General features: G+C 58.9%; 13 protein-coding genes. 8 read left to right on the top strand and 5 right to left on the bottom strand.

Going from position 1 to position 21,162, the window contains the following annotated elements; genetic code table 11:
* Positions 1-95 precede the first annotated feature (95 nt).
* A complete protein-coding gene (locus tag Q666_RS55525) occupies positions 96-3,341 on the bottom strand; it encodes an AsmA-like C-terminal domain-containing protein (RefSeq protein WP_022998409.1) in 3,246 nt (1,081 codons plus the stop codon).
* A 245-nt stretch (positions 3,342-3,586) separates the two neighbouring features.
* On the opposite strand from Q666_RS55525, the gene bcp reads away from it, so the two are divergent.
* The 3 genes from bcp to Q666_RS55510 all read left to right on the top strand — a co-directional run bounded on the left by bcp (position 3,587) and on the right by Q666_RS55510 (position 6,366).
* A complete protein-coding gene (bcp, locus tag Q666_RS55520) occupies positions 3,587-4,054 on the top strand; it encodes a thioredoxin-dependent thiol peroxidase (RefSeq protein WP_031268401.1) in 468 nt (155 codons plus the stop codon).
* Positions 4,055-4,089: 35 nt separating this feature from the next.
* Positions 4,090-4,899 (top strand): ferritin-like domain-containing protein, encoded by an 810-nt coding sequence (locus tag Q666_RS55515; protein ID WP_022998407.1) that lies wholly within the window; start codon positions 4,090-4,092, stop codon positions 4,897-4,899.
* 114 nt (positions 4,900-5,013) lie between these two features.
* Positions 5,014-6,366 (top strand): M23 family metallopeptidase, encoded by a 1,353-nt coding sequence (locus Q666_RS55510; protein WP_022998406.1) that lies wholly within the window; start codon positions 5,014-5,016, stop codon positions 6,364-6,366.
* Positions 6,367-6,438: 72 nt separating this feature from the next.
* On the opposite strand, the gene prfB is transcribed toward Q666_RS55510, so the two are convergent.
* The 3 genes from prfB to Q666_RS55495 all read right to left on the bottom strand — a co-directional run bounded on the left by prfB (position 6,439) and on the right by Q666_RS55495 (position 11,698).
* A protein-coding gene (gene prfB, locus Q666_RS55505; protein WP_139314079.1) for a peptide chain release factor 2 occupies positions 6,439-7,570 on the bottom strand; the annotation gives its coding sequence in 2 pieces (ribosomal slippage) (positions 6,439-7,503 and positions 7,505-7,570; 1,131 coding nt in all).
* A 160-nt stretch (positions 7,571-7,730) separates the two neighbouring features.
* Positions 7,731-10,202, bottom strand: coding sequence for a penicillin-binding protein 1A (locus Q666_RS55500; protein WP_035909305.1), 2,472 nt, complete (start codon positions 10,200-10,202; stop codon positions 7,731-7,733).
* 188 nt (positions 10,203-10,390) lie between these two features.
* Positions 10,391-11,698 (bottom strand): N-acetylmuramoyl-L-alanine amidase, encoded by a 1,308-nt coding sequence (locus Q666_RS55495; RefSeq protein WP_022998403.1) that lies wholly within the window; start codon positions 11,696-11,698, stop codon positions 10,391-10,393.
* Between the two features lie 658 nt (positions 11,699-12,356).
* Between Q666_RS55495 and Q666_RS55490 the strand changes: the two genes are divergently transcribed.
* Positions 12,357-15,179: a ribonuclease E/G gene (locus Q666_RS55490; protein ID WP_022998402.1), complete on the top strand. Its 2,823-nt coding sequence runs from the start codon at positions 12,357-12,359 to the stop codon at positions 15,177-15,179.
* A 78-nt stretch (positions 15,180-15,257) separates the two neighbouring features.
* Here Q666_RS55490 and Q666_RS55485 read toward each other — a convergent pair whose 3' ends face one another.
* Positions 15,258-16,427, bottom strand: a complete 1,170-nt coding sequence (locus tag Q666_RS55485) for a pyridoxal phosphate-dependent aminotransferase (RefSeq protein WP_022998401.1) — start codon at positions 16,425-16,427, stop codon at positions 15,258-15,260.
* 257 nt (positions 16,428-16,684) lie between these two features.
* On the opposite strand from Q666_RS55485, the gene Q666_RS55480 reads away from it, so the two are divergent.
* The 4 genes from Q666_RS55480 to accC all read left to right on the top strand — a co-directional run bounded on the left by Q666_RS55480 (position 16,685) and on the right by accC (position 21,119).
* The gene (locus Q666_RS55480) at positions 16,685-18,103 is read left to right on the top strand and encodes a M48 family metalloprotease (RefSeq protein ID WP_200863737.1); all 1,419 of its coding nucleotides are present in this window, start codon (positions 16,685-16,687) and stop codon (positions 18,101-18,103) included.
* Positions 18,104-18,161: 58 nt separating this feature from the next.
* Entirely contained in the window at positions 18,162-18,965 is an 804-nt protein-coding gene (locus Q666_RS55475) for a DsbA family protein (RefSeq protein WP_022998399.1), read from the top strand.
* Positions 18,966-19,286: 321 nt separating this feature from the next.
* Entirely contained in the window at positions 19,287-19,757 is a 471-nt protein-coding gene (accB, locus tag Q666_RS55470; protein ID WP_031268390.1) for an acetyl-CoA carboxylase biotin carboxyl carrier protein, read from the top strand.
* Between the two features lie 15 nt (positions 19,758-19,772).
* Complete coding sequence (gene accC / locus Q666_RS55465) at positions 19,773-21,119, top strand: acetyl-CoA carboxylase biotin carboxylase subunit (RefSeq protein ID WP_022998397.1); 1,347 nt, start codon at positions 19,773-19,775, stop codon at positions 21,117-21,119.
* Positions 21,120-21,162 lie beyond the last annotated feature (43 nt).

The following is a 21,162-nucleotide window of genomic DNA, read 5'->3' as shown; positions in this document are numbered from 1 at the left end:
GGCACCGCCCGGCTTTTTTGTTCGGCAATTAGAGTGACAGGAACAAAGGCCTTCGGCAGCAACCTGGTCCGCCAGACATTGGCTAGTGCGATTGCTCAGTTCGCCTGAAACTCGAACATCTTGCGGAAAATGCCCGGCGCTATCGCCGAAATCGGGTTGACCGAGAGCACCGGGTCGGACACCGAACCAGACAAGCGATAGGTCACACCGATCAGGCCTTCTCCGGAATTGCCGCCGAGCGCAAAGCCCAACAGCGGGATCTTGGCGAAGAAATTGTTGAGAGCGTAGATCGGCACGAAGGTACCGGTAAGGTTGAGCGTCTGCTGCGACAGATCCACCGAGCCACTGACAGTTCCTCCCAGTGCGTTGCCTTGGAGAGCCCCGCGACTGATGGTCAGCAATTCGCCTTCCCGTGAGAAATTGATATCCAGCGTTTCGAAACTGGCGGTGTCCGCAGCTTCGTTGGTATTGATCGCACGCCCGTCAGGGATGCGATTTGAGCGGTTCTGCTCGCGAATACGCTGAATGGCCGGATCTTCCGTGATCCGCAGTGAGCGCACGTTGAAATCGCCGACCCAGCTGTTCTCGTCGGCCATCGCCACATTCAGGACCCCGGTTCCACCGCGCATACGCTTGTAGAGGTCAAGGAAACGCAGTGTTGCGCCTGTGTTTGCAAAACGGCCAATTGCCGCCTGCGTGCCGCCCTGGTCCGTCACCGTGAATTCGAAATTCGCACGACCGTTCACAAGTCCCTTCAAGTCCGCAGAGACCAGTCCCTTGGCACCGGTATCGATCTTGCCCGAGAATTTCTCGATCGCCTGATTATTGAACCCGGTGACACGGTCAATATTGGCGGCAATTCTTGCACCGCCCGAAAAATCACCGGCTCCCTTGCTGCCACCGGGGCTCCGCATGCTCTTGATCAGGCCGCGTCCGTCAAAGGAAGATCCGGCGAAGATGATGTCATAGCGTCCGTCTGTCGCCTTCTGGATATCGACTTCGACATTGTCGCCAGGGCGCAGCTTGAATGTCTTGAACGATGCGCTGACAAGATCGCCGGCCATCGACAGTTGCATCGAACCGGCAACATCGACGCCCTCTGATACCAGCTTGAAGTCCTTCACACGGCGCTGTGTGTCCGTCTCAACCAGCTTGAAAGACGCCGTTGCGGGAACACCCTTGGCTTTTTGCCAGCCGAGCGCCTGCAGCCGGACATCCGTCTGTTTCAGGTCGATGACGAATTCCTGTCCGTCGCTGACCTTTGCAACGCTCAACGTCATGTTGCCTTGGAGAAAGGCGGTCAGATCCACCCCCTTCTCTTTCAGCTGCTTCGCGTTGAGCGCAACAACAACATCCTGTCGTGCCGCAACACCGGATTCGCCCAAGGGCACCACAAGATCGATATCGGCCTGCAATCCGTCGAGTATCCCCTTGCCGGTAATCGCGACCTGATCCTTGTTGGCCTCCAGCGCAACATCCGACTTGCGCACCGTGTGCCCCATGATCGGATTGCTGTCCGAGAAATTCGTCAGACGGCCTGTCGCCTGCCAGTCGATATCGGCAAGATCGATTTCATTGCCCAAGGGAAACGAAGCCGTGATTTCAAGATCTCCCGCCCCTTCGACGCCATCATTCTTGAGATCAGCCCGGTCAAGCACGCGGAAAGGCGCACTGTTGACCATCGCACCAAGGTCGCTCGCCGATCCCTCCATGCGGGTCTTCACGCTTGCCATCTTGCCGTCCCGCAAAGGCAGGTTCTGGATCGCGAAGACACCATCCGGCAGGGTAACCTCGCCACCACTTGAGGCCGTCGCCGTTCCGCCTGTCGCAGTCACGGTCAGTGTCTCGTTTTCAATTGTGAGCGTACCGTCGAGGCCATCAATCTGCGGAACGTCCCCAACAGGCGTGACTGCACCATCGGAAAACGTCATGTCCAGGCGCATGTCGTCCCCAGCCCAGCCCGGGTCCGGATCCCGCGGATCAAATGCCGGCGGGCGGAGCGCGCCCGTATAGGAAACGGTCTCGATCAAGCCGCCTTTCAGGCGCTCGATGATCCAGCGGCGCGCCGGCGGCACAAGCGTGATCGGCCAGAGCTGCTTTGCCACTGCAACCGGTATCAACTCCCCATCAGCGGCCAGCGCCAGATAAGGTCCTTCCGGTGTAATCTGCAGCGAGGCGACACCATGCACGACGGCCTTGCCCGAGCGAGCCGTGAAGCGGTCGACGGAGAGCAATTTTTCAAGCGGATCGAAACGCGCACGAATCTGGACGCCGTCCAGCATATGCGGCTCTTCGGGAACATCGGCTGAACCGAACTGCGGATATTCCGAATCCAGATTGATCTGCCACTCCGGACTATCACCAGCAACCGGCGAAACAGACCCCGTGAAGAAGATGCGTGAATTGCCGCGAATGACGTGCGAACTGGTAATTTCAATTGCGTCTTGTCCCGCCTCGAACAACAGGGACAGTGCTGCATCGTCAAATGCGACCAGTGTCTTGCCAAGTTGGAACCAGCCGTTGCGCACACGCGCAACCGCATTGGCGGAGACGAACTTGCCATCGCCTGTCAGTCGGCTTTCGATTTTGGCGGAGGCCGGAAGTCCCAGCCCCTTGCCCTGCACCGATTTTGCGTTTGGTCCCAGCAGTTCGGCAAGGGTGATTCCGTTGACCACGACCCCGATGCTCTTGGCATTCGCACCCGGCGGGGCGTTGCGCGCCAGCTCCAGTCTCCAGGTGGAGATATTGCCGGCAACTCGCGCGAAGGCCCGTATCGAGCGGTTGTCGTCACGCAGGATGTCCGCGTCAATGCCTCGGTATCGTCTGGGGATGGAACCGGCCAACTCGAAAGAAGCGTCACGGATCTTGACGAAGCTGAGGCCTCGGCGGGCAAACTGGTCGTCCACTACATCGCTGACCCTGTCGACGGCTTCCATGAGCGGCCCCATTTCCGGAAACTTCGCCGGCCCGCCAGCTAGGACAATCCGCACATGGGGCCTTGTCAGGATTAGAGACGAAAAATGAAGCTTCCCGGAGAGCAGTGCATCCCTGTTCAGCGGCGCAGTCAGTTCAGGAAGACTGATGCTTACAGGTGACCCACCGGCGATCTCCGCCCTGGCATCCGAAATCAGGATATTGATGCCGTCCGGCGCAGTAAAATCGACACTTGCGCTGCCAATGGAAAGTTCAACCTGCCCTCGGGTGCCTTGATAGGCCAGCAGGCTGCCTAGAAGCGGAATGTGCACCGGCCCGGTTGCAAACAGAATGGCGATGCCGGCAACAAGACCAACCAGAACGGCGGCGACGACGTAGCGCAAGCGCTTGCGTTTTTTCGGCGTCACTTTGGCCGTGTCCTGAGATCCGCCGGTTTTAGGCAAATACGTCAATCCAATCTTTCGCCTGCATGCGTAAGACAGGCGCTTGGGTTCGGGTTCGGAGCAAAGCGCCGGGTTACCTCACTACAGCTCCGGACGAGTCGCTGAGCGATTGATGATACTGCGAAAGCTTTGCTAAAAGCGACCGCAGCCATTGTAGACGCAGCCGGAAACCGGCATTAACGCACAAACTTTGACAGAAGGAAGGCATGATGAGCGAATTGGCCGTCGGGGATGTCGCACCGGATTTCGAACTGGAAGGTGATGGCGGCAACAGGGTGTCGCTGAGCGCCCTCAAAGGAAAACCCGTCGTAGTGTATTTTTATCCCAAGGATGACACGCCGGGCTGCACAAAGGAGGCTATTGCCTTCACTGAACAGTCCGATGCATTCGCCAAACTTGGCGTGACCATTATCGGGCTCTCGCCTGACACAGCCGCCAAACACGACAAGTTCATCGCCAAGCACAATCTGGCGATCAGACTGGGGGCGGACACGGAAAAGGAAGTCGCGGAGGCCTACGGGGTCTGGGTGGAAAAATCCATGTACGGCAAGAAATACATGGGTGTGGAACGCACCACCTTTCTCGTCGGTGCAGACGGCAAGATCGCCGAAGTCTGGCGCAAGGTGAAAGTTCCAGGGCACGCGGATGCCGTTCTTGAGGCTGCGCGGGCCCTGTGAGTTCCCCACTGGAAACGGCAACCGGCAGCACCAGGATGGTGACCGGAAGGAACAACTTGCCGCACACTCTGGTTGCCGGAGCGCGAGCGATCGTGTGCGCTTCCGATACAGCCGAAAAAGTGCGGCTTGCCTATGCTGTCTCCAGGGCCTGGTTTCAGCGTGAACTCGCTCTCGGATCTCCCTCGAGAGATGGTGCGATGCCGGATCGGCCGGGCCGGCCGGAAAAACCTGTTCTGCTTGCACCGCGAGACATGCCAAAACGCAGCTTGAAGGGCAAGGCGGGCCGCCTTGCCCTGATTCACTCCCTGGCACACATCGAGCTCAACGCAGTGGACCTGACATGGGATCTGATCGGACGCTTCGCGCACGTCAGGCTGCCCAGGTCCTACTATGACGACTGGGTGCGAGTCGGGCTTGAGGAAGCCAAGCATTTTGCCATGCTGCAGGAGCGCCTGGCGAAACTGGACGCCACCTACGGAGACCTGCCTGCCCACGACGGTCTCTGGCAAGCAGCGCAGGACACCGGACACGACCTTGCTGCCCGCCTTGCCATCATCCCGCTGGTACTCGAGGCAAGAGGCCTCGACATCACGCCACCGATGATCGAAAAAGCCCGCGAAATCGATGACGAAGACACCGCCAAATGTCTCGACATCATCTATCGGGACGAGAAAAACCATGTCGCCTTTGGCGCAAAGTGGTTCCGGTTTCTGTGTGACCGGCAGGGAATCAGGCCTGAGTCGGCATTCCACACCTACGTGCGCCGTCACTTCAGGGGTCCGTTAAAACCTCCCTTCAACGATCGCGCGCGGTCCGAAGCCGGACTAACTCCCGGTTTTTACTAGCCTCTTGCGCCTCTCATCGGATAAATTTCACAACCGTGAAGACGAATTATTAACCTTACCAAATTCTAATCAGGCTCAGATCTTTTGCAGAATGCAGGCAGTGACTGAGTGACAATGCAACAGCGCCAAGAATCGACGCGGACCTATCAAGCCCCCCGGACAGAGCCACATCATCCGGTTCTGGAAAAGGGCGAGAAGACGACCACGTACAGTGTAAGGCCGGTTCATCTTATTTGCGGTGCAATCGGCTGCGTGACGGCAACCTTGGCGGTTGCAGGCACAATTGGCTACTACGCCCTGCGCAGTGACATGATGGCCGAGGCCAGCGCTGAAAGAACCGAGCTGGTGCTGGAGTATCAGGACCACATCGACCGCCTGCGTACCGAGATTGCAAATCTGACGAGCCGCCAGATGGTCGACAGGGAAACCGTCGAGATCCAGGTAATGGACGTTCTGCGCCGGCAGCAAGACCTCAATCAGCGCCATGCCATCGTGGCCGACCTGGTTGCCAGGGCGGAAAGCGTCGGTATCTACCTTAGCAACGACAAGCCCCTGCCCCCGGAGAAACCTTCGCTCGACGAGCGTAACCTCGCTTCCCTGGATGGTAGCGACAAGTCTGCAATCGGCGGCGAAAGCGAGTTGATCGAAGAACCGGTAAAAGCCTTGGGATTGCGCGACGGTTCCACAAGATCCTTCGATCCTCTGGCTATTCTGCAGCAGCCGGCAACCGATACCGCAACGCCGGATACCGACGTAAAAAAAAACTCTGAGAAACAGGCTGCCCTCGACGCGGTAAAGGCCGACATCTCCATGATGGACGAAGAAAGTACGGCGGCCGTCGATGCGATCACCATCGCGACGGAAGGCCGTATTGAGGACATCCTCCGCATCACGCGTTCTATCACGCCCGGACTCAACGCCACACTGCGTGAAAAGACCTCCCTCGGCGGCCCGTTCCAGCCGATCAACGACGAGAACTTTCCAGACCGCCTAGACCGCGCAAACACAGCCCTGGACACACTGCGACGCGTGAAATTTACCGCACTGCGTCTGCCGATCAAACGGCCGGTCCGGAACGGCTCCGTGTCAAGCACCTACGGTCCTCGGGTTGATCCGTTCCTGGGCCGGCTGGCCATGCACACTGGCATCGACTTCAAGGCCCCTTACGGCGCACGCGTATTCGCAACGGCACCCGGCACAGTGATCAGCGCGGGACGTAACGGTGGCTACGGCAAGATGGTGGAGATCCGTCATGCGAACGGGTTTGTCACCCGCTATGCTCATATGAGCCGCATCCAGGTATCGGAAGGCGACCATGTTCTGGCGGGCGATCTCGTCGGCAATGTCGGCTCCACCGGTCGCTCCACAGGTCCACATCTCCACTACGAGATCCGCCGGCATGACAAGCCCGGCAATCCGGCAGCTTTCCTGGCGGCAGGCGATCGCTTCTCGGCACTCGACCTTTGAAGGGTGAAAAAGGCCGAAACAAAAAAACGGGGCCGAATGGCCCCGCTTTCATTTGTATTTTCCACTGTGCCTTTAGTCGATATCGGCGACTTCGACCGGATCTCCACCAAAGACGCGCTGTGCCAGCGCAGCTTCCATGAATTCATCCAGATCGCCATCGAGAACATCGCCCGGAGACGTGCTCTCAACGCCCGTGCGCAGGTCCTTGACCAACTGATAGGGCTGAAGCACGTAGGAGCGGATCTGGTGCCCCCAGCCGATGTCGGTTTTCGAGGCAGCTTCTGCGTTGGCCGCTTCTTCGCGCTTCTTCAGCTCCGCTTCATAAAGGCGGGCCTTCAGCATCGACCAGGCCGTTGCCCGGTTCTTGTGCTGTGAGCGCTCGGACTGACACTGCACCACGATACCGGTTGGCTGGTGCGTGATACGCACGGCGGAATCGGTCGTGTTGACGTGCTGACCACCTGCACCGGAGGCGCGGTAGGTATCAATGCGGCAATCACTCTCGTTGATGTCGATCTCGATGGAATCGTCAATCACCGGATAGACCCAGGCACTGGAGAAGCTGGTGTGGCGGCGGGCGTTGCTGTCATAGGGCGAAATCCGCACGAGGCGATGCACGCCCGATTCGGTCTTCAGCCAGCCATAGGCATTCTCGCCCTTGATCAGCAAGGTCGCAGACTTGATGCCCGCTTCTTCACCGTCATGATATTCCAGCACTTCGACCTTGAAGCCCCGCTTTTCCGCCCACCGGCGGTACATGCGAAGCAACATGGACGCCCAATCCTGGCTCTCGGTACCACCGGCACCGGAGTTGATTTCCAGGTACGTGTCGTTCGCATCGGCCTCACCGGACAGCAGCGAATTGAGCTGCAGCTGGTTGACCTTGCCCTTGAGACCACGAAGCGCTTCCTCGGCATCGGTAATGACGGACTTGTCGTCTTCCATTTCGCCGAGTTCGATCAGTTCGATATTGTCGGAAAGGTCCTGCTCCAGCGACTTGATGCCACCAATGCTGTCATCAAGCTGCTGACGCTCGCGCATCAGCTTCTGGGCCTTGGACGGCTCATTCCAGAGGTTCGGATCTTCGGAAAGGGCGTTCAGCTCTTCCAGTCGGACGACGGCCTGATCCCAGTCAAAGATGCCTCCTCAGCAGGCTTATGGCCTGCTTGATTTCATCGACGATCGCTTCCATTTCGGCGCGCATCGGATACCTCGCTTTTGATGTGAAGCGGCCCGGTCTCCTGCAAGAGGCACCGGGCCGAGAATTGGAGCGGGACATTACCCAAGCAGGACTTCGCTGTAAACCGTCGAAAAGGATCTCGCGATGACCCGACAGTCGGCCAGCCCCTGCTAGGCAAGGCGGGTTAGTAAAGACCGCCTGTGCCGACCGTAACGGCCTGCTGCGCTTCCGGAGAAACTGCAGTCGGAACTCCCATTGTGTCCTGGAACCCGATGACGGAGTAACTGTCCGGCGGGGCCATACCCGGCTTGAAGGCTTCCAGGATCGAACCCGGATCACCGGCAGCGGTTCTAAGACCGGTGCGGCGGTTGATCGGGATCAGCTGAAGACCCTTGGGTACACGGAATTCCACCGGCGGCTTGTCGGCCAGAGCAGTCTTGACGAACTCGGTGAAGATCGGCGCCGCCACCTGACCGCCGGTTGCCCCGCGGCCCATCGGTTTCGGATTGTCGAAGCCCACAAACACGCCGACCGCAAGATCCGGCGTAAAGCCCATGAACCAGGCGTCTTTTTCGTCGTTGGTGGTACCTGTCTTGCCGGCGACCGGACGACCAACCGCACGAACGGACGTTGCCGTACCGCGCTGAACCACGCCTTCCATCATCGATGTGATTTGATAGGCAGTCATCGGGTCAAGCACCTGCTCGCGGTCGTCGATCAGGGTCGGTTCGTCCTGGCCTTCCCACACATCCTGCGTACAGCCGTCACAGATACGGCTGTCATGCTTGTAGATGGTACGGCCGTAACGGTCCTGAATACGGTCGATCAGCGTCGGTCGAACTTTCCTGCCGCCATTTGCGATGGTCGCATAAGCGGTGGTCAGCCGCAGCACGGTGGTTTCCCCCGCACCAAGTGACATGGACAGAACCGGAAGCATGTTGTCGTAGATGCCGAAACGCTTCGCATATTCTGCGACCAGCGGCATGCCCATGTCCTGAGCGAGCCGAACAGTCATGACGTTCCGTGACAGCTCGATACCTGTGCGCAGGGTCGACGGACCGTAGAATTTGCCGCCGTAGTTCTGCGGGCGCCACGTGCCGAGACCCGGGCCCTGGCTGATTTCCAGAGGCGCGTCCATGATCACGGAAGACGGCGTGTAACCGTTGTCGAGAGCGGCAGCGTAAAGGAATGGCTTGAAGGACGATCCAGGCTGCCGGTAGGCCTGCGTTGCACGGTTGAATTCGCTCTGTGCAAAGCTGAAACCACCGACAAGTGCAAGGACACGGCCGGTATAGGGATCCATCGCCACCAGAGCGCCCGACACCTTCGGGATCTGACGAAGTTCATAGGTTCCCGGCGCAACCGGGCTTTCCTGAACATAAACAACATCGCCAGGCGTCAGCACATCGGAAACGGCGCTCGGTGCCCTGCCCTTGACCCGGGCCCATTTCATGGTGCTCAGGAACAACGGGCCGGTCTTGCGTTCTTCGGAAAGCTGGCCACTGACCTGCCGTTCCGGCTGAACGCCAATCTTGGCCTCTTCGCCGCCGGCTTCCAGAACCACTGCGAGCTTCCACTCCGGCAGATCGCTCAGGGCTTCCACCTTGGCCAGATCGATGCCCCAGTCGGCACCAAGGGTGATCTTGTCGACAGGGCCATTCCAGCTGCCACGCTGATGATCGAAGGCAATCAAACCGTCCATCAACGACTTGCGGGCCAGTTTCTGCATTTCGGGGTCAAGCGTCGATCGCACCGAAAGCCCGCCCTCGTACAGGCGCTTGTCGCCGAAGATGTCGGCCACTTCGCGGCGGACTTCCTCAGTGAAGTACTCGGCGGCAAACAGGCGAGATCCGGTTTCACGCGGCTTGACGACAATCGGTTTCTGTTTGGCTTCCTCGCCATCCTGGGCGCTTACGTAACCATCTGCGATCATACGGTCGATCACGTAGTTGCGGCGCGCAATGGCGGCCTCTGTCTTCCTGTAAGGATGATAGTTGCTCGGACCTTTCGGCAGCGCTGCCATATAGGCGATTTCTTCAAGCGACAGTTCGTGAACCGACTTGTCGAAATAGATCAGCGAAGCGGCTGCGACGCCGTAGGCCCCGAAGCCGAAATAGATCTCGTTGAGATAAAGCTCGAGAATTTCGTCCTTGGTGTAGGCCTGCTCGATGCGCAGGGAAAGGACCGCTTCCTTCACCTTGCGCTCATACGCGGCGGAACGGCGTTCACGCTCTTCGCTCACGAGATCGGACAAGAGGAAGTTCTTTGCGACCTGCTGCGTGATGGTCGAAGCACCTTCCGGACGACGACCGGACCCATAGTTCTGGATGAAACGCACCGCCGCACGGGCAATGCCTTCCGGGTCAACACCGATGTGGGTGTAGAAATTCTTGTCTTCGGCTGCGACAAACGCCTGCTTGACGCGATCCGGGATTGCCTGGATCGGCAGGAACATGCGCCTTTGAGTCGCGTATTCGGCCATAAGACTACCGTCAGCGGCATGCACACGCGTCATGACCGGTGGCTCATAGTTCTTCAGGGCCGTATAATCCGGCAGATCCTTCGTCAGGTCCTGCAGGTACATCCAGACCCCGGCGGCAATCAGCAGCGCAAAGATCGCACCGATTCCGAACAGGTAGCCAAAAAACTTCACCAAAAATTTCATACCGCGGGCTCGTCTTTCCCCGTTCTTAGCGCTTCCAGCTTTTTAACACGGAAACATTTGCTCAGCATCACCGATGCCGACAGTCGCACAAACTTGTCTGCCTTCCTCGTGCACCAATATGGCGATGCTGAGGCAATCGCCAGTGCTAACCTGCCATTTTGAAAGCAATGCAAGGATTTTTACTGTGACGGTGCTGCTTGTTGCCGCGCAAGCCGCGGCCGGAAAAATCCGTGAACAGCCTCGGTCATGGCATTCGCCATGCGTTCACGCCATTCGTCGGAAATCAGAAGCTTCTCGTCATGTTCGTTGGAGAGGTAGCCGAGCTCGACCAGCACCGAGGGCACATCATGGGCCTTCAACACCCGGAAACCCGCAGAACGATGCGGATTGTTGATCAGCCGGACAGCGCTTTTGAGTTCGTCCACCAGCGACCTGGCGAAATAGACCGAAAACGACCTCGTTTCGCGTCGCGCAAGATCGATCAGGATATCTGTCACCTCTGTTGGCTCTTCCGTCAGATCCACACCGGCGATGACGTCCGACATGTTTTCCGATTGGGCCAGATCTTCGGCCAGTTGGTCCGACGCCCTGTCTGAAATTGTGTAGACGGTCGCGCCACGCGCCAATTTCTGCCCGCGCCGGACAGAATCGGCGTGAATGGAGACGAAGAGATCGGCTTCAAGTTCATGACCGATTTCAACTCGGCGCCCCAGCGGGATGAATGTGTCATCATCCCGGGTAAGTTGAACGTTGTAGAGCCCGCTTTCGTCCAGCTTTTCCTTGAGCAGCTGAGCGAAGTCGAGAACGATCGCCTTTTCGAGAGTTCCGTGGACGCCTGTCGCCCCGGTGTCAATACCGCCATGCCCCGGATCGAGGACGATTAGCGGCTTGTCTCTGTTCTTTGGAGCGGTCAAACGGTCACTTTTCGGTGCGGAATCACTCCCGGCGACGACGCGCTTGGGCCTTGAGGTCTCGACAAAGGTGTCGAATTCGTCGGCTGTCGCGCTGACAAGGTCCACAACAAGCCGCGCAGGCTGGTCATCGACAGCCGGCAGGAAAAATGTCTTGTCGACCTTCACCGGTCCCGTCAGGTCCATCACCACACGGGATCTTCCAACCGCAAAGAGGCCGAAGCGCCAGTCGGTGACAAGCCCTCGCCCGCTCTCGCCAGAATCGGCCGGCAGCGAAAATGTCACTTCGGGAAGGTCAATGATCAACCGGGCCGGATTGGCAAGGCCGGAGATGGTCGGTGTCACCTGACGGTTCATATCAAGAACGAATCGCGTGCGCGCCTCGTCTCCCGCCACGCGCGCTCCGGTTACCCGGGCCTTTTCCGGTTCGGCAGATGCGGCGCAAGTGAGGCCGGCAAACGCAGCAACGCAGATGCTCAAAACCACTGCGAAAGACGTCGCCAGTCTCAAAACACTGCCCGGTCCCTGGTCTACTTGCGGTTTCATTCCGTCCTTGAACTCAATTATTTCGGCCATGTCGCTCGAAAACTTCGCGTGTTGAGCCCCCGTCAGCCCTGTCATACGCCATCCGCCACGCAAGGAAAATGCCATATCCAATTCACATTGCTTGCAATGCGCTGCGACGGAACGTAAAAGTACCTTACGGATTTCGGTTTGAAACCGATACCTTTCCAGATAGCTGACATGGGTGTCTATCCACAACGCTATCGCATTCCCAGGCCTTCTAACGACAGAACAGAGGCCGTTCTGCCGCTTAAAGACAAGCCCTGGAAGACAGTGGATCTGGTATCGGCACCTCTTTGAGACCGCCCCGCCTCGCGACGTGTTGCCCTTACAAAACGGCAGTTTCCCCGGCGAGGTTTTCGGCGGCCGTTAGGAGCGGACCCATTCCGGAACCGGATGCAGGCCCATTGGCGAAGCCAGGCTGCATACCGGCAGAAGGTACAACGACTTAACTAAAGGGCCTGCGTTGCCTGAAGGACCCGCGCGATGCACATGGTGATCAACATACAGCAAGGTACCGCTTCAGCGGCTGCCTGCGTTGATCATACGACCGCGCCGGGCGCAGACGCTCTTTCTCATCTTAGCAAAACAAATACGGCAGACATCCTCCTGCTGCGCGATGCGCGTTTCGCACATGCGCCCATGAGTGCTGCCGTGGAGAAGTTCAATAATGGCAAACAAAATGCTGATCGACGCGGGCCACCCGGAAGAGACCCGGGTCGTCGTCGTGCGTGGCAATCGGGTTGAAGAATTCGACTTTGAAGCAGCTAATCGGAAGCAACTGCGCGGAAACATATATCTTGCCAAGGTAACCCGGGTCGAACCGTCCCTGCAGGCCGCATTCGTCGAATATGGCGGAAATCGCCACGGGTTCCTCGCTTTCAGCGAAATTCACCCTGACTACTATCAGATCCCTGTTGCCGACCGGGAAGCACTTCTGGCTGCGGAAGCAGCCGACAGACAGCGTGATGATTCGGACGGTGAAGAAAAACCAAAGCGCCGCCGCCGCTCCCGTGCAGCACGAAACGAGGCTGCTGAAACCGTTGCCAGCGACAAGGTTGAGGCGGATGCCTCCGAAGACACCGCAGAAGGCGACGAAGAGGCCGTAAAGGCCACAGAAGATACTGACGCAGTTTCCGAAGAGACCTCTGCCGACGAAACGGATGGCGAAGGCGTATCGGCGCGCAGCACAGACGGAGACGCCTCCGACGAAGAAGAAGACGAAGCATCCTCTTCCGAGGAAGAAGCAGACGAAGAAGAAGAGGCTCCGGTGCGCTCGCGTGGCCGCGGGCGCGGCCGTCGCCGCCAGCGTCAGAACGACGATGACGATGATGCCGACAATGATGTCGATGCCGTCGAATCCGTCGGCGCGGAAGATGCGATGGAAGAAGTTCCTGAACGCATTATCCCGCTGCGCAAGCAATACAAGATTCAGGAAGTCATCAAGCGACGCCAGATCATTCTGGTGCAGGTGGTCAAGGAAGAGCGCGGCAACAAGGGCGCCGCACTGACGACCTACCTGTCGCTCGCAGGCCGCTATTCCGTGCTGATGCCGAACACCGCCCGTGGCGGCGGCATTTCGCGCAAAATTACCCAGCCGACTGACCGCAAGCGCCTGAAGAAGATCGCCTCCGAACTGGATGTGCCGGAAGGCATGGGCGTGATCCTGCGCACCGCCGGTGCAAGCCGGACGAAGGCCGAGATCAAGCGCGACTTCGAATACCTGATGCGGCTTTGGGAAAACGTTCGCGAGCTGACCTTGAAATCCAGTGCTCCAAGCCTCGTCTACGAGGAAGGCAGTCTGGTCAAGCGATCGATCCGCGATCTCTACAACAAGGACATCAACGAGGTCCTTGTTGCGGGCGAAGAAGGCTACCGTGAGGCCAAGGACTTCATGCGCATGCTCATGCCGAGCCATGCGAAGAACGTCCAGCCCTACCGCGACCCCTCGCCGCTATTTATCCGCTACGGTGTCGAACCGCAGCTCGATGCAATGTTCTCGCCGCAGGTAACGCTGAAGTCCGGTGGTTATATCGTCATCAACCAGACCGAAGCTCTGGTCTCGATCGACGTGAACTCCGGCAAGTCAACCCGCGAACACAATATCGAGGACACCGCGCTCCAGACGAACCTGGAAGCGGCGGAAGAAGTGACCCGACAGCTGCGCCTGCGCGATCTTGCCGGCCTGATCGTCATCGACTTCATCGACATGGAAGAGTCGAAGAACAATCGGTCGGTCGAACGCAAGCTGAAGGATTGTCTGAAGAACGACCGCGCCCGCATTCAGGTTGGCCGGATCTCGCACTTCGGCCTGCTGGAAATGTCGCGTCAGCGCATCCGCACCGGCGTTCTGGAAAGCTCGACCACGCCTTGCCCGCATTGCCAGGGCACCGGCATGATCCGGTCTGTGGAATCCGTTGCCCTGCACGTGCTGCGTTCGGTTGAGGACAACCTTCTGAAAGGCGCCTCCCACAACCTGATCATTCGCACCACAACGCAGGTAGCGCTCTATATCCTCAACCAGAAACGATCGAACCTGGTCGATCTGGAAACCCGCTTCGCCATCGATGTCGAAGTGCATGCGGACGACATGGTCAATGGCCAGCTCTACGTTCTGGAGCGCGGTGCACCGGTCGATCGCGACCGTGTGCCGATGCCGGTTCCTGCGATTGTCCAGCCGGATACGATCGAGATCATCGACGAAGACACCGAACAGCCGGACATCGAGGAATTCGCTCAGGAAGACGACAATGACGGCCGCCGCCGGCGCCGCCGTCGCAAGCGCCGGAGGGGTGGTTCCGATAACCAGCAGGACGATGGCGAATCGCGTCAGGTCAACGCCGAGGCAGACGATGCCGACGGTGATGACGAGCAGCCGCAGGAAGCCCGTTCCGGTGGTGATGAGGACGGTGACGATGAACCGCGTCGCAAGCGCCGCCGTGGACGCCGTGGTGGTCGCCGCGGCCGTCGCAACGGTGACGATATGCAGGCAGAAGGTGGCGCTGAAAACGACGGCGAGACCAATGACGAAACTCGGGAAGCCGCTTCCTCTGAAGAACAGCAGGACGATCAGACCGGTTCTGAAGCCGTAGCCGTCGCCGAAAGCGGTCAGGAAACAGAAGCTGCGGGTGCCGCATCACAGGATGCTTCCCAGGCCGATGAGGCAAAGGCCGTCGATGGCGACACGATTTCGGACGCTAGCGGCGAAAGCCCTGCGGAAGAAACTGCGCAGCAGGACGGTGCCGCCGTTCCTGTAGAGGCCGATGCGGCAGATGAGACACCGGTGATGGCTGAAGCTGACACCATCGTGGTCGAAACGCCAACTTCCGAACAGCCGATTGCCAGCGAAGCCGATGCCGATGCCGAAGAAGAAGCACCTGCGCGCAAGGCGCCGGCCGAGCCTGTCGTAACCAGCGAAACATCCGGAGACGACGACAAGGAAGACAAGCCGAAACGCGGCGGCTGGTGGCAGCGTGGCCGGTCGTTCTTCTGAACCGGTAACATCAACCAGCTTTGAAATGGAAAAGGCGGCCAGTGTGCCGCCTTTTTTGTTGTCCGATGCGATCGATGCTCAGACTGCTTTGAGAAAACCCCTGAGCTTCTCAAGCGCCAACTTCATATCGTCATGCGCACCTGCAAAGGAAAAACGCAAGAACTCATGACCGTGCACGGGATCGAAATCGACACCGGGCGTTGCCGCGACACCTGCCTCGTGCAGCATACGCCTGGCGAAATCGAGACTGTCCGAGCTGAACCGGCTAATATCTGCATAGATGTAAAAGGCCCCATCTACCGGCAACAGCTTGTCGAGACCGATTTTCGGCAACCCGTCGAGAAGCAAGGCGCGGTTGGCAGCATACCCTGCCTTGACCGCTTCCAGTTCCTGCACCGAGTTGAGTGCTGCTCCCGCAGCGATCTGGGACAGCTCCGGCGGAGAAATATAGAGGCTCTGGGCAATCCGCTCTGTTGGGCGCACCAGTTGCTCCGGCAACACCAGCCAGCCAATGCGCCAGCCGGTCATGCAATAGTATTTCGAGAAACTGTTGACGATAATGACATTCTGCGATGTTTCCAGCGCTGTCTTCTCTTCACCGTCGTAGCAAAGCCCATGGTAGATCTCATCCGAGATGAACCATATGCCCGCCTCGTCGCAATAGCGGATCAGGTCTTCCAGCGCATCGGCCGTCATCATCGTTCCGGTCGGATTGGCCGGACTGGCAACCAGGACGCCCTTCACAGGACCTTCTTTTTGAGCCTCTTCCAGATGCGCTGGCGTCAGGCTCCACCGGGTTTCCTCCCCGACTTCGATCTCGACCGCAACGAGACCAAGGGCTTTCAGGATGTTGCGATAGGCCGGATAACCGGGAGCCGTCAGGACAATTCGGTCCCCGGGATCAAACGCGGCAAGGAAGGCGAGATTGAAACCGGCGGATGAGCCCGTGGTTGCCATGATCCGCTCGACAGGCACGTCGACGCCATAGGTCGTTCGATAATGCGCAGCCAATGCCTCGCGCAATGGGCGGATGCCAAGCGCTTCGGTGTAGCCGAGACGACCATGATCCAGAGCTTTTCTCGCCATATCCAACGCAGCCTTGGGCGCCGGGGCCGATGGCTGCCCGACTTCCATATGAATGATCTTGCGCCCCTGCGCTTCCAGACTTGCCGCTTCGGCAAGAACATCCATTGCGATGAAGGGGGCAACGTCACTGCGGCGAGACGGCTGAAAAAGAGGCTGGTTCATGTGTCCTGAAAATCCGGCTGAGAAACTGGCTTCACCCTATCGCGGATTTTTCCATCCGATGCAACGCGTGCGGCCAGTTGCAACTTTCGGGCTGCTCCGGCACGACAACGGCCCGGCACCTTACCTTTTTGTCATGCCGGCTTCCTTGACCCGCATCGCACACCTCCATACCTTCGCCACACATCCATGTCCCAGGATAACATCTAAGCAAAGATGAGCCTGGAAAGCGTTCCGGTCCGGATTGGAGTTTTGCACCTGTGCCTGGTTCCGCCATTTTGAAAATCGATTTTCCTCGCAGCCTTGCGCGTAAAGCGGTCGCACTTGCCTGTGCAAGCGCCCTCGCCCTGCCTCTTGTTTCGGTACCAGCGATGGCACAGGGGCGCAGTCTGCCGCTCGTGCGCGATGCAGAAACGGAACATCTTCTGAAGGACTATGCGACGCCGATCTTCAAGGCTGCCGGCATTTCCAATTCAGAACCGGAAATCATTCTGGTCAACGACAAGAGCTTCAACGCTTTCGTTCCCGACAGCCGCAGGATGTTCATCAACATCGGTGTCATCATGGAATCGGAAACACCCGGTGAAGTGATTGGCGTGATTGCCCATGAATCTGGCCACATCGCCGGTCGTCATCTCGTGCGCCTGCGTGCCGCTGCCGCCAATGCCCAGATCATCTCTGTCATCGGCATGATTCTCGGTGCGGGTGCCGCGGCAGCCGGTGCGGCCTCCGGGTCCGGTGAGGTTGCTTCGGGCGGTGGCGCTGTGATCATGGGCTCGGGATCCGTCGGCCAGCGGTCGTTCCTGTCCTATCAGCGCGGCGAAGAAGCCGCAGCCGACCGGGCCGCGCTCAAATACCTGAGTGCTACCGGACAAAGTCCGCGCGGCCTGCTGAAGACCTTCGAGCGCATGTCGGAACAGCAGATGTTCACCCGCAAGTACGCCGACCCTTATGCCCAGAGCCACCCGATGGCGCAGGACCGCTACAACAGTCTGGCGACCGACGCGCAGAAATCGAAATACTTCAACCAGCCGGAAGACTATGTACTGCAATACAGGCACGACATGGTGCGGGCCAAACTGTTCGCCTTCACCAGCCATCCGTCCGCCACGTTGCGAGCCTATCCGCGCAGCGACAAAAGCCCTCAGGCACAATACGCACGCGCTATTGCCGCAATGAAGAGCCGGGGAAAAGGCGCGGTCAAGGAGATAGACGCCCTGATCCGCACGCAGCCGAACAACCCCTATTATTACGAGCTCAAGGGGCAGGCCCTGATCGAAGGTGGCGATCCCAAAGGCGCGATCGCTCCCTTCCGCAAGGCTCTGTCGTTCAAACCGACCGAACCGCAGTTCCTCACCTGGCTCGGGTATGCGCTGGTTGCTTCGAATGACAAGTCCAATCTGCCGGAGGCAGAACGCATCTTGAAAGAGGCGATCCAGCGGGACCAGAACTCGGGCGTTGCCTACAGTCAGCTGGCCATTGCCCACGGCCGCCAGGGCGAGCGTGCGGAAGCTGATTTGGCAACTGCGAAAGGCCTGATGGTGAGTGGCGATTTCCAGGCTGCGAAACGCTACGCGGCGCGTGCTCAAAAAAGTTTGAAGAGAGGAACGCCGGCATGGCTTCAAGCGGACGACATTGTAGCGTACAACCCACCTAATCTGCCTAACAACGGCCGCTGATATCTCAGACACATATGGGTGCCGTTCGAACGAAAGACGGTTACCTGAGGAGCCTTGAATGACCGACACTTCCCCGAAGATCCAGATCCTGAAGACCGGGTCGCTCTGCCCGCCGATGCTGCTGCGCGTCCTGTCGGCTTGCGCGCTTGCACTTACCCTGCTGGCTGGCCCGGTTGCCGCTCAGGATCTGAACCGCGGTGAGATTGAAAAAATCGTGCGGGAATATCTGCTTGAGCATCCTGAAGTGATTGCCGAAGCGCTGACCGAACTCGATCGCCGTGAAAAGGAAGCTGCAGAAGTTGCGCGCGTGGAAGCCCTCAACGAAAGCGCCGACGTTCTTTTCAATTCGTCGCGGCAGGTGGTTCTGGGCAATCCGGAAGGGTCTGTCACCCTGGTCGAGTTCTTCGATTATAACTGCGGCTACTGCAAGCGCGCGCACGGCGACATGGTCAAGCTGATCGATGAAAACCCCGACCTTAAAGTCGTCCTGAAGGAATTCCCGGTTCTCGGCCAGGGCTCTGTCGAAGCAGCCCAGGTGGCTGTCGCGGTCAACTCTGTGGCGCCAGAGAAATACGGCGAATTCCATGAAAAACTGCTTCTGAGCCGCGGCCAGGCGAACCGGGCCAGCGCCCTCGCCGCAGCGACGTCCGTCGGCATTTCGGAAGACGATCTCCTGGCGTCCATGAAAACGGACGAAGCCGGCCAGACGATTGAAGAAGTCTACTCCCTGGCCAACCGTCTCGGCTTGACCGGCACTCCGTCCTATGTGGTCGGCAACGACGTGGTCATGGGCGCAGTCGGTTATGAGGAACTGAGCCAGAAGCTCGACGCGCTGCAGAATTGCGGCCAGACCACTTGCTGATCCTGTGAGCCGAAACAGTGTTTCGGCGTTCACTTGCCTGTTGGAAACCCCCATTCCTCATGTCAGTGAGAAATCGGGGGTTTTCCTGTTCCAATTGAATCCCTATAAGAAGCGTGGCTCGCCTCCAGGAAGAGACGGGCCGAAGATCTTTGTCCGCCCAACAACGGCGGAGCAAGAGCGTGGTTGCGGCCCCGGCCTTACGGACCCTGATCGAGTTGCAGGGCTGGATATTTCGGGTCTGACCCCATCCCGGTATGGAGCGGTCACCCGGCGAGCCGGCCAGCTGCGTGTCTTGCGGACCGAGTATGAGAGCCAAACATGATGCGTAATGATAACAAGAAATTCGACACGGCCCTGATCCGGGACCTCGCCGTTCTCCTGGATGAGACAAATCTCTCGGAAATCGAACTGGAACAGGGTGACACGCGCATTCGCGTGGCCCGTCAGATGACGATCAGCGCACCGGTGAACGTTGCAGCACCTATGGCCGCACCGACAGCACCGGCCGCAGCCGCTTCCCCGGCAGCAGCAGCGCCTGCCGCCGAACCGGCCCACGCCGGCACGACCGTAACCTCGCCAATGGTCGGCACGGCCTATCTCGCCGCCGAACCGGGCGCACCGGCCTTCATTCAGGTTGGCGACAAGGTGGTGGAAGGTCAGACGATCCTGATCATCGAAGCCATGAAAACCATGAACCACATTCCCGCCACCAAGGCGGGCACCGTCAAGCAGATCCTTGTGGACGACGCTCAGCCGGTGGAATTCGGCGAACCGCTTATTATCGTCGAATAAGGAGCCGTTGTGGCCATGTTCTCCAAGATTCTCATTGCCAACCGCGGCGAGATCGCCCTGCGCATCCTGCGCGCCTGTAAAGAGCTCGGCATCTCCACCGTTGCGGTTCACTCCACCGCTGATGCGGATGCGATGCATGTGCGCCTGGCAGACGAAAGCGTCTGCATTGGCCCGCCTGCCGCGCGCGACAGCTACCTGAACATCCCGCAGCTTCTTGCGGCTTGTGAAATCACCGGAGCGGATGCTGTCCACCCGGGCTACGGCTTCCTGTCGGAAAACGCCCGTTTCGCGGAAATCCTTGAAGCACACGGTATCGAATTCATCGGCCCGACCGCTGAACACATTCGCATCATGGGTGACAAGATCCAGGCCAAGCAGACGGCCAAGGACCTCGGCATCCCGGTTGTTCCTGGCTCCGACGGTGCCGTGACGGCTGGTGACGACGCCCACGCGATCGCCCGCGAGATCGGCTACCCGGTTCTGGTAAAGGCAGCTGCAGGTGGCGGTGGCCGCGGCATGAAGGTTGCCCGCACCGAAGCCGAGCTTGATACAGCCCTGTCCACGGCACGTTCCGAAGCAAAGGCTGCCTTCGGCGACGACGCGCTCTACATGGAAAAATACCTCGGCAAGCCTCGGCATATCGAGATCCAGGTTCTGGGTGATGGCAAGGGCAATGCGGTTCACCTCGGTGAACGCGACTGTTCGCTGCAGCGCCGCCACCAGAAGGTGCTCGAAGAAGCTCCCTCCCCGAGCCTCAATGCCAGCCAGCGCAAGGAAATCGGCGAGATCGTCGCTGCTGCCATGCGCAAGCTGAAGTATCGCGGCGTTGGCACGGTGGAATTCCTCTATGAGAACGGCGAGTTCTATTTCATTGAAATGAACACCCGTCTGCAGGTTGAACACCCTGTTACGGAGATGATCACCGGCATCGACCTCGTCAACGAGCAGATCCGCATCGCCGCAGGTGGATCGCTGGATATGACCCAGGACGACATCACGTTCGAAGGCCACGCCATCGAATGCCGCATCAACGCGGAAGATCCGGTCAACTTCACGCCGTCACCGGGCACGATCACCTATTACCACCCGCCGGGCGGTCTGGGTGTTCGCGTCGACAGCGGTGTCTATCAGGGCTACAAGATCCCGCCTTATTATGACAGTCTGATCGGCAAGCTGATCGTTCATGGCCGTAACCGCGTGGAATGCATGATGCGTCTGCGTCGTTGCCTGGACGAATTTGTGGTTGACGAAATCAAGTCGACTATTCCGCTTTTCCGCGATCTGGTGGAAAATCAGGATATAGCGAACGGTCAGTACGACATCCACTGGCTGGAACAATATCTGGCGAAGAAGTCCAGCTGACCGGATCCTGGGACGAGTGCCGGGAGCATCGCGTGTTCCAAGG

This window comes from Labrenzia sp. C1B70 (genome assembly GCF_000475395.1).
Lineage (GTDB): Bacteria > Pseudomonadota > Alphaproteobacteria > Rhizobiales > Stappiaceae > Roseibium > Roseibium algicola.
The sequence above is the reverse complement of the archived record's forward strand: the minus strand, read 5'-3'. Positions and strand labels throughout refer to the sequence as shown.